The sequence below is a fragment of the Pseudoalteromonas sp. S1608 genome (assembly GCF_005887265.1).
Classification (GTDB): Bacteria; Pseudomonadota; Gammaproteobacteria; order Enterobacterales; family Alteromonadaceae; genus Pseudoalteromonas; species Pseudoalteromonas undina.
In genome coordinates, this window is sequence record NZ_PNDK01000034.1 from 1 (window position 1) to 16,029 (window position 16,029).

18 protein-coding genes are annotated in these 16,029 nt (G+C 38.8%); 13 read left to right on the top strand and 5 right to left on the bottom strand.

The features are described 5' to 3' along the window. Positions 1-281 precede the first annotated feature (281 nt). Positions 282-998 carry a helix-turn-helix domain-containing protein gene (locus CWB75_RS14005; protein ID WP_138570974.1) on the top strand — a complete coding sequence of 239 codons (717 nt, stop codon included), beginning with the start codon at positions 282-284 and terminating at the stop codon, positions 996-998. A gap of 52 nt (positions 999-1,050) precedes the next feature. Here the strand turns inward: CWB75_RS14005 and CWB75_RS14010 are convergent, their stop codons facing one another. Continuing rightward, positions 1,051-2,994 (bottom strand): S9 family peptidase, encoded by a 1,944-nt coding sequence (locus CWB75_RS14010; RefSeq protein ID WP_138570975.1) that lies wholly within the window; start codon positions 2,992-2,994, stop codon positions 1,051-1,053. Between the two features lie 162 nt (positions 2,995-3,156). Between CWB75_RS14010 and CWB75_RS14015 the strand changes: the two genes are divergently transcribed. Continuing rightward, complete coding sequence (locus CWB75_RS14015; RefSeq protein WP_138570976.1) at positions 3,157-3,747, top strand: ABC transporter ATP-binding protein; 591 nt, start codon at positions 3,157-3,159, stop codon at positions 3,745-3,747. Next, positions 3,744-4,853, top strand: coding sequence for a DUF6136 family protein (locus CWB75_RS14020; protein WP_138570977.1), 1,110 nt, complete (start codon positions 3,744-3,746; stop codon positions 4,851-4,853). Before CWB75_RS14015 ends, CWB75_RS14020 begins: the two co-directional genes overlap by 4 nt. Before the next feature lie 5 nt (positions 4,854-4,858). Here CWB75_RS14020 and fadE read toward each other — a convergent pair whose 3' ends face one another. Continuing rightward, positions 4,859-7,321 carry an acyl-CoA dehydrogenase FadE gene (fadE, locus tag CWB75_RS14025; protein WP_010391432.1) on the bottom strand — a complete coding sequence of 821 codons (2,463 nt, stop codon included), beginning with the start codon at positions 7,319-7,321 and terminating at the stop codon, positions 4,859-4,861. Between the two features lie 498 nt (positions 7,322-7,819). Between fadE and CWB75_RS14030 the strand changes: the two genes are divergently transcribed. The 4 genes from CWB75_RS14030 (at position 7,820) to CWB75_RS14045 (ending at position 11,188) form a co-directional block, all read left to right on the top strand. Further along, on the top strand, positions 7,820-9,055 hold the full coding sequence (locus CWB75_RS14030) for a tyrosine-type recombinase/integrase (RefSeq protein WP_138570978.1): 1,236 nt from the start codon (positions 7,820-7,822) through the stop codon (positions 9,053-9,055). A 252-nt stretch (positions 9,056-9,307) separates the two neighbouring features. Further along, positions 9,308-9,733, top strand: coding sequence for a DUF6680 family protein (locus CWB75_RS14035; RefSeq protein ID WP_138570979.1), 426 nt, complete (start codon positions 9,308-9,310; stop codon positions 9,731-9,733). 521 nt (positions 9,734-10,254) lie between these two features. After that, the gene (locus CWB75_RS19145) at positions 10,255-10,587 is read left to right on the top strand and encodes a hypothetical protein (protein ID WP_212750903.1); all 333 of its coding nucleotides are present in this window, start codon (positions 10,255-10,257) and stop codon (positions 10,585-10,587) included. 148 nt (positions 10,588-10,735) lie between these two features. Further along, entirely contained in the window at positions 10,736-11,188 is a 453-nt protein-coding gene (locus tag CWB75_RS14045) for a hypothetical protein (protein ID WP_249362332.1), read from the top strand. Between the two features lie 40 nt (positions 11,189-11,228). Here CWB75_RS14045 and CWB75_RS14050 read toward each other — a convergent pair whose 3' ends face one another. Continuing rightward, complete coding sequence (locus tag CWB75_RS14050; RefSeq protein WP_138570980.1) at positions 11,229-12,245, bottom strand: putative phage abortive infection protein; 1,017 nt, start codon at positions 12,243-12,245, stop codon at positions 11,229-11,231. A 136-nt stretch (positions 12,246-12,381) separates the two neighbouring features. Between CWB75_RS14050 and CWB75_RS14055 the strand changes: the two genes are divergently transcribed. After that, complete coding sequence (locus tag CWB75_RS14055; protein ID WP_138570981.1) at positions 12,382-12,900, top strand: PH domain-containing protein; 519 nt, start codon at positions 12,382-12,384, stop codon at positions 12,898-12,900. Positions 12,901-12,943: 43 nt separating this feature from the next. Here CWB75_RS14055 and CWB75_RS14060 read toward each other — a convergent pair whose 3' ends face one another. Then, positions 12,944-13,246, bottom strand: coding sequence for a hypothetical protein (locus CWB75_RS14060; protein WP_138570982.1), 303 nt, complete (start codon positions 13,244-13,246; stop codon positions 12,944-12,946). Between the two features lie 182 nt (positions 13,247-13,428). Continuing rightward, entirely contained in the window at positions 13,429-14,067 is a 639-nt protein-coding gene (locus tag CWB75_RS14065; RefSeq protein ID WP_138570983.1) for a LexA family protein, read from the bottom strand. Between the two features lie 152 nt (positions 14,068-14,219). On the opposite strand from CWB75_RS14065, the gene CWB75_RS14070 reads away from it, so the two are divergent. Genes CWB75_RS14070 through CWB75_RS14090 form a run of 5 tightly spaced genes read left to right on the top strand, consistent with a single transcriptional unit; the run spans position 14,220 to position 16,029 of the window. After that, positions 14,220-14,438: a YdaS family helix-turn-helix protein gene (locus tag CWB75_RS14070; RefSeq protein WP_138570984.1), complete on the top strand. Its 219-nt coding sequence runs from the start codon at positions 14,220-14,222 to the stop codon at positions 14,436-14,438. Then, positions 14,435-14,707 (top strand): helix-turn-helix transcriptional regulator, encoded by a 273-nt coding sequence (locus tag CWB75_RS14075; protein ID WP_138570985.1) that lies wholly within the window; start codon positions 14,435-14,437, stop codon positions 14,705-14,707. The genes CWB75_RS14070 and CWB75_RS14075 overlap by 4 nt, the downstream gene beginning before the upstream one ends. Before the next feature lie 9 nt (positions 14,708-14,716). Beyond that, positions 14,717-15,112 carry a hypothetical protein gene (locus tag CWB75_RS14080; RefSeq protein WP_138570986.1) on the top strand — a complete coding sequence of 132 codons (396 nt, stop codon included), beginning with the start codon at positions 14,717-14,719 and terminating at the stop codon, positions 15,110-15,112. Positions 15,113-15,121: 9 nt separating this feature from the next. Then, on the top strand, positions 15,122-15,721 hold the full coding sequence (locus CWB75_RS14085) for a DNA N-6-adenine-methyltransferase (RefSeq protein ID WP_138570987.1): 600 nt from the start codon (positions 15,122-15,124) through the stop codon (positions 15,719-15,721). A 32-nt stretch (positions 15,722-15,753) separates the two neighbouring features. Next, on the top strand, positions 15,754-16,029 hold the full coding sequence (locus CWB75_RS14090) for a hypothetical protein (protein WP_138570988.1): 276 nt from the start codon (positions 15,754-15,756) through the stop codon (positions 16,027-16,029).

A 16,029-nucleotide genomic window follows, 5' to 3' on the forward strand; every position in this document is an offset into this window, starting at 1 on the left:
GTCAGTTGGTTAGAATACCGGCCTGTCACGCCGGGGGTCGCGGGTTCGAGTCCCGTCCACTCCGCCACTTGTTATTTCCTCAATAACAAGCAATAAATAATTTCCTTATTAATAAATCCAAACATAATTTTTTGTCAGCTATCAGCTATCAGCTATCAGCTATCAGCTCGACTCTTCTATACTAACCTGCTAATATTCTTGGCTATTCTTTAATATTCAGCTTCTTATCTCTGCATGAATTACCAAGAATCTAATCTCACTTTAAAAAAGGAAGCATTAAGATGAGTACATTAGGTCAGCAATTAAAGCAGCTAAGAAATAATAAAAAATTGAGCCAACCTGAATTTGCCCAGCAAGCGGGTATAGAGCAGAGTTATTTATCCAAGCTTGAAAACGATAAATCAATTCCCTCCAATGAAATATTTAGAGCTTTATTGATAGCATTAGATCTTTCAATTGATGAGTTTATGAAGCCACTAGTATCGAGTCACGATAAAGTTAGACTGATGCAAATACCCGATGTAGAGCTGTGGTATAAAAGTAAAGCAGTAAATAGCTCAGCCACACAGCGTAAGGTTATTTATCTCGCAATGTTTTTAATATCTATTGGTTGTGCATTGTTTTATGCAGGACATAAAAACTATGTGTTCAATGAGCGCTTTTACGAATATAAATCACAAGGTGTGATCAAAACAGGTGAACCTCTGAATGTTTTTACTCATTGGAGCAATTATATTATTGAGTCGAATCGAGAAAAAAGAGATGAGAAAAATCGGGAAATGCTGGCCAGAAGGGTACCAAGTTTTAAGTTAATGGATGAGTATGTCGGTGAATCATTTGTTGAAGAGGTTGAGGGAGGTAAACGTGTTTATACTGCAAATGAGCTTTCGCGGACTATGCCACATGCAGGCAATAGTTGGTTTGAGTTTTTAGGTATTTTTGCTGCTGTATTTGGTTTGGCGCTCGCTTTACTGGAACCTAGATTAACCAAGCAATAAAAAGCCTGCGTACATGAAAATGCAGCAGGCTTTAATATAAATTGGCTTACAATTACCCTTGTGGGCCAAAGCGTTCTTTCAAGTAAGTATCTAAAAAGTTTAGGTAGGCGTTGGAGGCGCTGATACGGTTTTCTTTTTTGCTAAAACCGTGGCCTTCATCATCAAATAATACATACTCTACTGGCACACCATTAGCTTTAACCGCAGCAACCAACTCATCGCTTTCAATTTGTAATACGCGTGGATCATTAGCACCTTGAATAACCATTAAAGGCTTAGTGATGTTATCGGCATGAAATAGCGGTGAAATAGCACGGTGACGTTCACCATCGGTGGCAGGATCGCCCATTTCATCGTATAGCGCCTTTTTAAAGCTTTCCCACCATGGTGGAATTGAGTTCAGTGTGCGTACCCAGTTAGTCACACCAAAAATATTGATACCTACTTTGAACTCTTCCGGTTCAAAGGCAAGCGCGGCTGCGGTCATAAAGCCGCCGTAGCTACCACCCATGATGCCGATTTTATCTGCATCGACCCAATCTAGGCTTTGTAAGTGTTTTTTACCGTAGACAATATCTTGTAGATCATCGGTGCCATGTTTTTTATCGTCTAAATGGAAAAATGTTTTACCATAGCCTGAGCTACCGCGGTTATTGACGGCAAAAATAGCATAGCCATGATTAACTAAATGTTGCTGCATTGCGCTATAACCAGTTCGGCTTTGCCCACCTGGGCCGCCATGCACCCAAATAAGTGCAGGTACTTTATTGGTGCTGCTGGCTTGTTTTGGTTTGTATAATACGCCCGGTATTTCTAAATCATCAAAACTTTTAAAGCGCACAATGGTGCTCTCTACTAAGTCGTTTTGATCTATATCTTCACTTAATGTGTTGGTAAGTTGCTTGGCTTCATTACTGCCAACTTGCCAAACAAATAAGTTGCTTGGTGAGGTATCTGAATTTAAATAAAACGCCATGGTTTTCTCATCGCTTGAGAAATTCACACCACGTAGATTACCCGCAGGTAATTTAGGCATGGCAATTTCATCCCCTGTTTGCGTGTCTATTACTGTGACCTTTGTGCTGGCATCAGCATTTACACCGCTTACTTGGTAACGCCCAGATTTAGAAAAATAAATAAAGCTAACGTCCCAATCACCTTTTAATGCTGGGCTGTGCTTGCCTGTGGCGAGCTCATATTGCCACACCTCTGAAAACTCTCCTTTAGCGTCTGTTGAGTAGTATAAATATTTGCTGTCTACAGAGAAGGTCTCAGGCGTATATTGTGCTGGTGTATCGTGTTTTGAAATTAATTGCGGCTTGAGGGTTTTCTTATAGGTATCAAGAATAAACGTATCGCTGTCTTTATTGGTATTATTTTTAGACAGTGCAATGTAGCGTCCATCGGGGCTAATTGCGCCCACATCTAGTCCTTGTGTGTTTTGATAAACGGGCGTGACTTTATAGGTTTTGCTATCTACACGATACAAGTCCATAAACTTGGCATCGCGTTGATTACTGGTAATAAAAAACTGACTGCCATCTTTAGTAAAGCCTGCATAACTCGCGCGGGTTTCTTCCCCTGGGGTTAAATCTTTGATTGAACCATCAACTTCACGCACATAAACATGGTAGCGCTCATTACCGCCTGAGTCCTTGGTAAATAGTACACGCTCATCATTTGGGAAATAGCGAATAGGGTAGGTGCTGTCTTCAAAATTGGTTAGGCGCGTTTTACTTGCTGTTTTTACATCGACTTCATAGAGGCTATAGATACCGCTTTCATCGCTACTAACTAGAACTTTATCGCCAGTCGGGGAAAAGCTACTGCCCATGATAGATGTTGTATCAAAAAAGGTTTTAGCGTTATAGGTTTTTACTTGTTGTGTTTGCTCAGTTGCCACAGGGGTAGAGGCTGAATTATTAGATTGACTGCAACCTGTTAATGCAATTGATACTGCAAAGCTAATACAGGCAAATTTGAGGGCTTTTTTCATAGATACATTCCTTGGATTATAATTATAGACTTTTAGTGTTAACCGAACATTTTTTAAACGCAAGTAATTAGCCTATTCGAACTGCAATAAAGTGTTACAAACCATGTAGCCCACGAAAATAGAAAACCAGTTATAATTCACTTTCAAAATCAGGGAGTATTTATGATAGAAGTCATTGGGTTACATAAACAGTTTGCTGAAAACGTATTGTACAGTGGCTATAGTGTGCAGTTTTGTGCACCTAAAATATGCATTGAAGCGCCTAATGGCCAAGGTAAAACAACGTTGTTGATGATGTTGGCAGAGCTCGAAACGCGCCAAAGTGGGCAGATTTTATTTTCTAAAAAAGCATTAACCGAACCGCATAAACAAGTTGCTATAGCCTCAGACTGTATTGCTTTACCTGACTTTCTTACGGCAAAGCAAATTATTAACTTGTCCGTGAATACGCTGGGTTGTGATTGGCCAACGACAATAATAGATGGGTTTAATTTCAATGAATTTTTAAATACTCGTTTTGATGCGCTGTCGTCAGGTAATCAAAAGAAATGCCAGTTAATTTTAGCGCTTATGCGTGATGCACCTTATTTACTTCTAGACGAACCCAGCGCAGCACTTGATCAAGCCAGTATTCAGTATTTATTAGTACTGCTTGATGAATATCTAATAGATAAGCCAAATGGGAAAATAGTCATCACCTGCCATGAACCAGCGCCATTTATTGAGCGTGGCTTTGAGTGTATACCGTTATGATTGCAAATTTAAAACAATCAATCGGGCAATATCGCTCCTTTATGGATTATCGTTATCAGGCTTACAAAACTGAACTCACGCAATTATTGTTGCAACTTAAAAACTTTGGCTTGTTATTTCTAGTGGTACTTGGCTCTGCCATGCTTGGTATGATTTTACTGTTGTTTTTAGGGCTGGGAAAAATTATCGATAGCAGCGATGCACCGCAGTATGGTGCACAGATGGCTTGGCTGTATTTGCTGTTGCAAAGTGTTATGTTGAGCGCAATGAAATCTGCTATAAAAAACAGCGCTCAACGTGCCTTTCAACAAACATTGGTGAAGCGATATTGGCTTGGTTTTATGGATATAAAGCTATCACTTTTAAGCAATGGCTGGTTGATTGCGAGCCTCATTATCGCTATTGATCTTAGTTTGAGTCAGTGGCTTAGAGTGCCGCATTTCTGGTTGTTTTTACTATTGCAATTTGTGCTCGGCATTTTATGTTTATACAAGCCAATAGCGCTGGTTTATGGTTTTTTGTTATCCGCAGTTTGGGCAACGTTACCGCTTGATGTCAGTCCATTGCTTTATCATAGCGGCTTTGTTCTGTTGTTTGCGCTAAGTACCTTGATGGTCCCTTTTAATGCTACAGCTAAGCTAAAGTTGAATTCACTTACAGGCTTTTGGCTGTTATTTTTTATGCATAATAGCTGGGCTTTGATATGGCGAGGAGCTTTATTACTATGTGTATTTATGGCATCCAAGGTGTTGTTACAAGAGCGCGCTGATTTAGCTGCTATATTCAGTATTTTGTCACTTGCCTTTGTGGTGTTATTTAGTAGCTCACTACAATTTGATTGTCGTCACCTATATCAGCAGTACAGTGTGTTTTTTAACATGCAGAATAAGCAAACAGCATTCTTTGTTAGCTTATTTATTCCTAGCTTAATTGTATTATTACTCGCACTGGTTGGTTTTGTGGCTTTATTTAATCAAGCAAATTGCTTATTGCTAGTAATAGGGGTTGTTTGGTGTTTACTACAACAGGCCTTAGCGCAAAAAAAACCAGCGCATTATGCGCTGGTTTGGATGGTTATAACAGGTGTGTTGCTTAGCTTTTATTAGTAAAGTTAAGCAGCATCTGCCTTTTTAGCTTTAGCTTTGCTATTACGCGCTGCTTTGCCAGCAAGTAAATCTGCAGGGTCAAAGTCATCAACATTAATCACGTCTAGACGATCTTTTTCTACTGCAGCGAGCTTATCGGCTTCTGCTTGGCTTAAAATACCCGCTTCTAAACCCATTTGCGCCACTTTATCAAGCTGGAAGAATGGCAGCTTTACGCCTTTCTCTTTACATACACGCTCAAACAATGGCTCTACTTCTAGAACGTCTTTAAGCGTTTGCTCTTGACGGCCTACAAGATTAAGCGGTTCGTTTGTAAGGTATACATAGCTTGCTAAACGATTACGTGTTTCGCTAGGAACTTGTAACAACTGCGCTAGTTTGTGCTCAAGTTTGTCGGTAGGTTTACGAACCGGACGACCAAACGGGAATAACAATACTTTTAAAACACCACGTAGTGGAGCCGACGGCATGTTATTGATTAAGTCAGCAAGTGCACGCTGGCAGTGGTAAAGGTGATCCTGACAGCTCCATTGAACCAATGCAAAATCTTCTTTTTTACGGCCTTCGTCGTTGTAACGTTTTAGCGTTGCAGATACTAAGTAAAGGTAACTTAATAAGTCGCCTAAACGTGCTGAAATACGTTCTTTACGTTTAAGAGAACCACCAAATACCGCCATGCTAATGTCTGACATAAGTGCAAGTGATGCACTAAAGCGAGACGCAATACGGTAAAACTCTGCAGTTTCGTCTTTGTATGGCACGCTAGTAAAGCGAGCGCCAGTAAGCGCAAGCCACTTAGTACGTACAAGGTTAGACATGGTAAAGCCAATGTGACCCATTAGCGCTTTATCAAATACGTTAAGCGCTTCTTCGCGGTCTTCAATTTCACACGCACCTAGCTCGGTAAGTACAAATGGATGACAACGAATTGCACCTTGACCATAAATAATCATATTACGGGTCAAGATGTTTGCACCTTCAACGGTAATGGCAATAGGTGCACCTTGATAGCCACGACCCAAATAGTTATTTGGCCCAAGCATGATCCCTTTACCGCCTAGCACGTCCATTGCATGAATGGTTGAATCGCGCATTTGCTCGGTAAGGTGGTACTTAATAATCGCCGACACAACTGATGGCTTCTCGCCTAAATCAACTGCGCCTGTAGACATGCTTACTGCAGCGTCTGAGCTGTAAGCATAACCGGCAAGCTTCGCCATTGATTCTTCAACCCCTTCCATTTTACCAATAGGTAAGCGGAATTGACGACGAATACGGCTATAAGCACCGGTTGCTACTGCAATCATTTTAATGCCACCGGCTGAATTTGACGGCAACGTAATAGCACGACCAACCGATAAACATTCAACTAGCATGCGCCAGCCTTGACCAGCCATTTCTGGACCGCCAATAATGTAATCAAGTGGTACAAAAATATCTTTACCGCGAGTAGGGCCATTTTGGAACGGCACATTAAGCGGGAAGTGGCGACGACCAATTTCTACCCCTGGAGTGTCTGTTGGGATAAGTGCACAGGTAATACCTGGCTCTTTAACGTCGCTTAATAATCCATCTGGATCTTGTAACTTAAATGCTAGACCAAGCACCGTAGCTACAGGCGCAAGCGTAATGTAACGTTTGTTCCATGTAAGGCTTACACCCACTACTTCTTCGCCATTCCATTGCCCTTTACATACTACACCGTAGTCTGGAATTGAGCTTGCATCAGAACCCGCCTCTGGCGAAGTAAGTGCAAAACATGGAATTTCTTGACCGCTTGCTAAACGCGGTAAGTAATGATTTTTTTGGTCTTCAGTACCATAGTGCTGTAATAGCTCGCCTGGGCCTAACGAGTTAGGTACACCAACAATTGACGAAAGCAATGTTGATTTACTGGTTAGTTTTTGCAGTACACACGATTGTGCAAATGCAGAGAATTCTAAGCCGCCGTATTCCTTTTTAATGATCATGGCAAAGAATTTGTTATCTTTTAGATATTGCCATACATCCTGAGGTAAATCAGTCAGCTCATGCGTAGCTTCCCAATCGTCCAGCATACTACATACAACTTCAACAGGGCCGTCGATAAATGCCTGCTCTTCAATAGTAAGTTTTGGAACTGGATACTGGTGAAGCTTTTTCCAATCTGGATTACCACAAAATAAATCCGCTTCCCACCACGTAGTACCCGCATCGATTGCTGACTTTTCGGTGTCAGACATACTCGGTGTTACTTTTTTAAAGATGGTGAAAATAGGTTTGATAATGTATTGCTGGCGAATACCAGTAACAGAAAGAGGCACTGCGATGATTAAAAAGATCACCCAGCTAATTAAACCAAAAGCACCAGCAAAGGTACCAATTAATAATGTTGCGGCAGAAACACCAAGTGCTGTGTTCCAACTCGCTCTGTGGTAAAGCGCAATGCTGAGCAGTGCGATTAAACCAAGTGTAAATATGAGTGTCATTGCTAATTCCTTAATAGAGGTCAGACCACCTCGTTTAGAGTAGCGCTAGTAACGCTAAGTTTCAAGTACATTACTTAGATTAAAGTGTAGTTATCGGTACGATTATTACAATGCGTTGTATGTTATACGAACAGTTTGGCTGTAATCGTTTATTTTGGCTTATCATAAAAAAATATAAGCATTAAAAAAATCAATTAATCTAGTAGTAATATAAGTTTAATTAAGTAAATATACTTATGATGATCAGTGTACGCTTATTAAAAATAGAACGATATTCTATGTTTAGCTTTTTAAAGGTTTATTTATTTTATGTGTGAATTACTTGGCATGTCGGTTTTTTAAATTTCATCTAGTATTAGCTTGTCGCAACCCATTGCAAAGCCTCACTTTTAATAGTCTAAAGCTTTTCATTTTGTCTCGTTCTGTTATTGTTATCGCATACTAATCTGTGACCAAAACTGTGACCCATGTGGTGGTCACAGTTTCAAATGGCATTATATGAACTTTACAGACAAATCAATTAAGGCACTTAAGGCCAAAGAAAAACGTTACGTATTAACCGAGTCAGGTAACTATGGAGAAGGGCGTTTACAAATAAGGGTGAGTGAATCAGGCGCTAAAACGTTTCGAGTTCAGTATCACATAAACGGTAAGCGAAAAGTAATTGGCCTTGGTAATTACCCTACCGTCGATCTTAAAAAAGCGCGTAGTAAACATGCCAAAATCGCAGTCTTATTAAGTGACAATATCGACCCGCAAGAACACCAGTTAGAAACTCAAAAAGCAGAGTTTGAATCATCAGCAAAGCGAACCATGTTACAAATGCTCGATGACTTTAACGTATTCATAAGTACACGCTGGGCAGAGTCAACGATAAATCGAACTGAAAAGCTCATTAAAAGAAACATCATCCCGTTTATAAAACCCGAATTAATGCCCGACGAGTTCACAATCGACATGGCCCGAGACATTATTTACCGTGTATATAATCGTGGTGCTAAAGAACAAGCGCGACTGGTTCGCAGTGTACTAATGAGCATATTAAAATTTGCCATAGATTTTGATAACTCACCAGAACAGTACAAGAAGTCAAACCTATACGACATAAAAATAAACTTCATCAGAGACATTAATTTTGAAACGCCAAAAAACAAAGGCGAACGATGGTTAAGCGAGGCTGAACTAAAAAAAGTATGGAATGCAGAGGACCTACCTTATTACACCCACCAATACATAAAACTGGCATTATTACTGGGTGGTCAACGAGTAAATGAGGTTTACGGATCATACGTAAGTGATTTTGACTTAAAAAACAAAACATTTACCATTCCCGCTAGCAGAATAAAAGTACAACAGCGGGGCGATCATATAGTGCCATTCTGCGAAACCGCAATACCAATTATCCAAGAGCTAATGCAACAAGCAGGCAAAGCAGGGCAAATGTTCCCGCATCGCGACAACCCAACAGCAACCGCACATGTATCAACATTAAGGATGGCAATATTGCGTTGGTGTGAAAAGAATGATGTGCCGCCATTTAACCCGCGTGACCTACGCCGAACATGTAAAACACTCATGGGTAAAGCGGGTATTGATAAAATAAACCGCGACATACTCCAACAACACAACAAGTTTGATGTATCGAGCGTGCATTACGACAGATACGACTATATGAAAGAAAAACGCCAGAGCATTGAGGTGTGGGAAGACTTTATATATTGTGCCATAAAGTAAGCTTAGTATTGTTAAAGGTCTGTAAAGAGCGATAACCGGTCATTCAGGGGAATTGGCACTGGCTAAGCGATACTAAGAGGAAACCTTCCCCTTTTGCACATGTTTAAATAAGCTACAGTAAGCATAATATTTATTGCTGGCAATAGCTTACACTATTTGCTATTAATATAAGTATATTTAATAAGGATGCTTTCGCGCTTAAATTAGGGAAAGTGTCCTCTGATAAAGTTGTTATACGCCAAAGGAATATTTATGACATCGGAAGCAATTTTTGTAACAATCCTCGCATCACTTCTTTCAGGTCTAACTGGCGTACTTATTTCTTTTAAGTTCTATGATCGCCTTGAAAAAAGGAAACTAAGAATTGAGACTGCAAAGAAGCTAATTGGAGGAAGGTTCAATCCTGCCTCTAATGAATTTAATATTGCCATGAATGAAATATTTCTTGTCTATGCCGATTGTCCTGAGGTGATGACAGCAATGACGAACTTTTGGGAAATTCTCCAAGCTCCAGTAGGGCAACGTTCTGAGCAAGTTGTTAACGATAAGCTACAAACACTTTTAAAAACAGTATGCAGAAACTCAGGCATCATCCATTCGAAAGATATCAATGACGACTTCTTCTTACGAACTTTTAATGGTAACGGTAATCCAGTATCTGCTAAGCAAGGCGTATAACAACCACATTAAGTCGGTCGAAAGCTCCCTGGGACAGTGACACGTGGGCTCTGTCTCTTCGCTTCAAATTTAGCCCACGTATTAATGCCACTTATTTGGGTGTTATATTACAATTGAGGCATATGCAAAATTATACATTTATAGATCGATATTTTCAGAGTCAAAAAACCTTGCTGGACCTTGACTCCATTAATAAACATGACGTGAATAGCTTGTTCACATATTTGAATAATCTTCATTCTACTGCTGACAAGTTGAAAGAATTATTTGATTGCAATATCAAAGATAATCCTGATTTTAGGTTATTGAGGGTTATCAGAAATTACTTTCATCATGTTGGAGATGTGGATGACATAAGAATGCTTGTGTCTTTTGAAGAAAGTGTACACTTTAATCGTGTGCAGCATCTAATTATTCCGCTTGAAACCTTCGCGAAAAGTATTAAATCTTTTATTGATAATGCTATGGTGCCTGAAACCCATAAACAGTATTAGAAAAAACTTAAATATGTATCAAAGGAAATGGCTTTTATTTCTGAGAGCTATTCCTATCACAATGATATTTTAAATAATATGAATATGTTCTGTAACAAGCCTTCTTTGAATCTTGATGGTGTAGTGTATGAATTAGGTTTTGATATGTTTAGGTTTATTTTCAATATTACCAATTTAATTGCAGAACGTTGTAAATCAATTAAAGAGTTATCATTCAAACCAATAATTCTAGAGTTAGGTAGCGAATATTCAGAATCAAACAACATTGACCGTATAGACATGTTTTGTTCTCGTGATAAAGTGCCTATCACTACAACTCAAGGTATGATTTACGCTAGAAAAATCGAGTTAGCAATATAACAAGAAAATCTAGGTGGAGCCTACGGCGCACCTGATTTGGACGTTAGCAATGTCCGCTCATGGCACTTTTCGGACATTACAATTAACAATTATTTCCAATGAACTATGCTCTATTTAATATAAACATGTTAATTAGAGTTCGCCCCCTATGAAAATATTTTTCTCTATAATACTTGTAGCGTTAATAATTTATTCTCATGTTTATAATTTTCAACAGAAAATACTTTATATAAGCGTTGATACATTCAATTTGTTGCCTGGTTCGGATGAGTCAGTGGTTGTTTCGTTTGGCAAAAATGAAAATGACTTTCATGCGCTTGCTATAAAAAAGAAAGATATAAAGCAGGGTGTTGAGTTTTTATCTGAATCAAAAAATAATACCAACTTTTCAGTATTTGGTGACGTAGAGGGTGAAGCGCTTGTTCGGTCAAAGCAGGCAAAAACATTTGCAAAGGTTAAAGTCTTGAATATTGATAAGCAAAAGCAAAGAGCAGTATTTTTAGTTGAAGCTAACTTATTAAACATAAATACGAATGAGCTTAATAAATTAGATAAAATAAAAGTGATTGTGAAAGGAGAGCCTTTTTTAAAGTTAATTTAAAGCAGCTCTGTGCATTCTTACAGAGCTAGTTATAAAACCTTTAGCCCTTTTTTAGAAACCCTTTTTCATAGCAATACGAATACATAACAGAGTTTTCACCAAAAGCAGAATTTGTAAGCTTACACTGTTCATCAAATTCTAAGTATTCATTTATTTCATCTTGAGATACGTTTATTTTAGCAGCATCTAATATAAAATTTTTATAGTCTGGGGTGTACACAATATCTAAATGCTCTAGTAAATTAAATTCGATGACCATTCCTTTAAATTTAGCATTATTTACTCTAGGGTTTATACAAAATAACATTAAGATGACGAGTTCTTGATTTGATAATTGAGCTCTTAATACATTGCTGTATTTCTTTTTATCGAGCTTGCTAAAAGGTGTATTTTCAATCATTTTTAGTATTTGATACAAAGTGATATAGTATGACTTTATGCATTTATTTTCCCATAGATAAAATATGTCAAAATACTTAAGGGCATTTTTTCCTTGAGATATTTCACTAATAAAAAACATTATTGAAAAAAAAGCATCCGAGCCAGATGATTCTCCCCTAGAACGTATCTGATCTACTTCAACCTCATCTATAATATTCATAAAAGTACGGTCTGGATTAAACTTAACTTGTTTAAGTGTTTTACTATGTAACTCCAGCATATTAAAAAACGTAGTTTCAAAGCTTTGCACTGCGAGTAGTTTCGCTTGTTCTTCTAATGCTGTTGCTGAATTCTTAAGTTCGTTACGAGTTAGCTCTAGCTCTTTATTACTTACTTGAAGCGCTTTTTCATTTTGTTCTATTGCTTTGGTGCCTTGTTCTATGGCCTTTTCACTTTGCTCTAGCGCTTGTTTATTTTGCATTAATGTATGAGCAATTAAAATTAGGCTGAATAGGGCGAACATAGGGTTTAGTACACCACCAAAGAAGTCACCAATTGCACCCCAATTGCCAATATTAGATGCAAAACCAAAACCAAAGTGAGAAATAAAGACTGTAATTGCAATTACCGCACTTGTTACTGCAATTATACAGATTATTTTAATGAAGTTTTCCATGTAGCTTTTAACTCGCCTAAATACGTCAAAATTTTATGCAGTATAGCATTAGCTGTATAAATCCTCAGCTTGTTAATAAATGAACGCTAACTTAACCTATGCCTTTGCAACATTATGGAAAATATAAGGATAAGGCATGGCTAAAGAACCAAAACACATAGTTAAATTTAAAGAGTTACACCTAAAACAAAATGAAAGAATTATTGCATGGAGCGAAGGCTATATTGGCAATGCAATGGGCAAAGGAAGTGACACCCAACACAATGGGGTTTTACTTGTAACACCAGAGCGAGTGATTTTTTACCGAAAAGGAATAATGGGTGAAGTTATAGAATCAATACCATTAAAAAATATAAACTCATTAGAACGCCAATCAGCATTGATGAAACACACAATATTTATTTACAGCTCAGGTAATGAAATAGAGTTTAAAAGCTTTAATAAAGAAGATAATGAAAAACTAGTATCAGAAATTGAAAAAGCACAAGAAAGCTCAGGAAGCGCAGCAGTAAAACCTATAGCCACTGAAAAAAGCGCAGAACCAAAAGAAGACGTATACGAGCAGCTTAAAAAACTAGGAGAATTAAAAGAGTTGGGTATTTTAAGCGAGCAAGAATTTGTAGAGAAAAAAGCAGTATTAATGAGTAGAATATAAAAAAGGCCGCTAAATTAGCGGCCTTTTTCTTAACCCATAAATATCAGGGCGTTTTCTTTTCAATATGTTCTACACGGTAGTCAATTTTAGCGACTTCTTTTTCTACTTGCGTAACACGGTCAGATAATTTTAATAAATCATCTTTTGTAGCCATCGTGTTTTGAATCGTATTCACGGCTAAAATTAACTTGTCTAACTTACCGTCCAGCTTTTCAAAATCGCGCATGTGGCTATTCCACACAAAAGCAGAAAGAGCAAAAAGCAACGCTAAAGCACCACCAAGCACTTTTTCAAATGTACCAAATGTGCGTTCGCTAACAGGGCTGTTGCCGTTGTTGTTTGACATTTTAAGTTCCGTTATTGTTTGTTCTGTAAAGTGACGAGCGCGTCAATTAATGAGCAAAGTATAACAGCTGGCTATAGGGCTTACAACAAAATAGAACTCGATAGACTGTATAAGAACGCATAAGACATCATAAAACCGCATTAAAACTTAAACATTGTGCAAAAGCCCTTTATTCAGTAAAACTAAAGTGACTTACCTGTAAATATGACTTTTCCAACCAAAGTACAATTACCATTAATTGGTATTAGTTGTTCAGGCCAGTTGGGGTTGGCGGCTTTTAAGAATTTGTGGCCACCTTCGATAATTAGCTGTTTGAACGTGGCTTGGTTGTCGTCGTCTAGGCGGGCTACTACATAGGAACCGTGGATGCATTCGGCTTCTGGGTCTACAAAAATTAAATCACCCTCATCAAACTTTGGCTCCATGCTAATACCTTGCACTTTTAATACAAACGTAAGATCACTGCAATTAACAGGACACATAAAGCGTTCTGCATCATAAGCTTTAATCTCAGTTATTTCAGACCAACTACCTGCTTGTACCCAGCTAATTAGTGGGGCGGTGGCTTTAATTGTTGGTCCTGGTGAAACATTATTGTTAGCGCTTTTCTTATCAGCTTGAGTTTCACCAATCCCAAACAGCAAATATTCTGGGGTACAGTTTAGAGCTTCCGCGAGTGCATCTATTTTGCGAGGGCGTTTTGTTTCGCCAGATTCAATATTGTGAATAGAGTTTTGAGCTAAGCCTGCTATTAGACCTAATTGCGCTTGTGTCATCCCTAACTGAATACGTCTTTTTTCTACTCTTTTACCTAAATCCATTTGTAAATTCCTAATATTAAAAATCGCTTAAAGTGATAAAAACCGATTATCTGCTTTTTATTTTATTTTGTCTAATCAGTTAAATCGATATTGACATCGGTTTAACTGATGTCTATTATCGGTTTAATTGATAAATACTGCTTGGAGGAAATATGAGCGCCGTAGCAAAAGCAATAGAAATAATTGGTGGCCAAACAAAAGCCGCCAAGCTGTTAAGCACAAAGCAAAACATTATTTGGTACTGGATTAACCGCCATTGCCAAGCCCCAGCGAAATACATCCCCCGTATTTCAGAACTAACCAACGGCGAAGTATCGGTAAACGATTTACTGGCCGATCACCAAAAAACAAACAAGGAAGATGCAGCATGAGCCAATCCAACGTAGCCGATCACTACCGTCGTAATTTACGCGGCGAAGTTATAACCATTAACGACCGCTACTTACGCCCAGCGGATGTGGCCGAAAAGTGTGGTATTCACCGTTCAACAATCTACCGCTTAATAGAGCGCGGCCAGTTCCCTAAATCGCACAAGGCATCAAGCGGCCGTGTGGTATGGGTTGAAGAAGACATAGAAGAATGGATGCGCCTTGGCGCTGAAAAGTTTCACGAGTTTTACGGCCAACATCAAGCAAACTAGGAGCAAACCATGGCAAATGCATTAGTTAAACAAACCGAAAACGCACAACCTGCACCATTAAAAGCAGTAGAAGGGCGCCACATACCAAAAGGGCTTGCTGAAATAAAAGCGCTTATGAGTAGTGAACGCCACACGCCAGAGTACGTTTACACCCAAGTATTAAGCGAGCAAGAGCGCACTATTGTATGTTTTGCTGCGGGCTTAAAGCGCCATGACCTTGAAAAAGGCTTTGCCAATTTTAGCGCCGACACCCGCCTAAAAATTCACAAAGCCATTTTGCAATTGCAAGAAGTAGTTAAAGCATTCGTTGACGCCAACGCCATGGCACCGGCTAAATTTGTGAAAAACGCCCCGCGCGAACATGCCAACACAGACTATTCACACTTAACCGTTAGTTCACACTAAGGAACGGCCATGACTCCCGATCAACTAATCAATCAAGACAGTGGCAATGTTGAGTTCTACACGCCAACTAAAGTTTTGCAGTATGTGCACCAAATGTTTCCCGTTATTGATTTAGATCCTGCAAGTAATGCCATTGCTAATAAGTCAGTAAAAGCGGCGCATTACTTCACTAAAGAAGATGATGCATTAACACAAAATTGGATAGGCGAAACAGTTTGGTTAAATCACCCATTTAATAAAGGTGAACTGGCCTGCAAACCAAAGTGCGTTAAAAAAGTCTGTAACGACCCGAGCTACCATAAGTATCGCGGCCACTGCATAACAGAAAACATAGCAAGCAACGGCGATTGGATTGACTACTACTTAGAGCAATTTGCACTAGGTCACTTTAAAGAAGCAATGAACATCACCTTTGTTAATAGCTCAGAAGCATGGTGCCAAAAGTTATTAAACGCAGGTTTAAGCTGCTTTATTGATGGCCGTACACATTTCAATGATCCTCAAGGCAATGTAAAAAAAGGCGCACCAAAAGGCTGTTTTATTACTTACCTTGGCCCTAGAACCGACGAGTTCCGCAAAATATTCTCAGCACTTGGTGTTGTGAAATAACACCCAGAAACAACACCAAAGGAATACTAAAAATGAACCCTATCAAAGACCAAGATCTATCTAAAAAACAGTTAATACTCAATATTGTTTTACACGCAATTGAGCAAGCTAATTTTACAATCCGCCTTTTAAACAAACGTAGCACCGTACACATGCTAATGCAGTGCGAAGACACGTTGACTGATTTACTACCCATAGTAAAACTGATTGCTGATGATGATGTTAATTTTGAGCAAGTTTACAGCCAAATGAGCATTGCATTAAATGCCGTACAAATTGGTGGCGAGCCAATGGAAATAGAGCTGTAA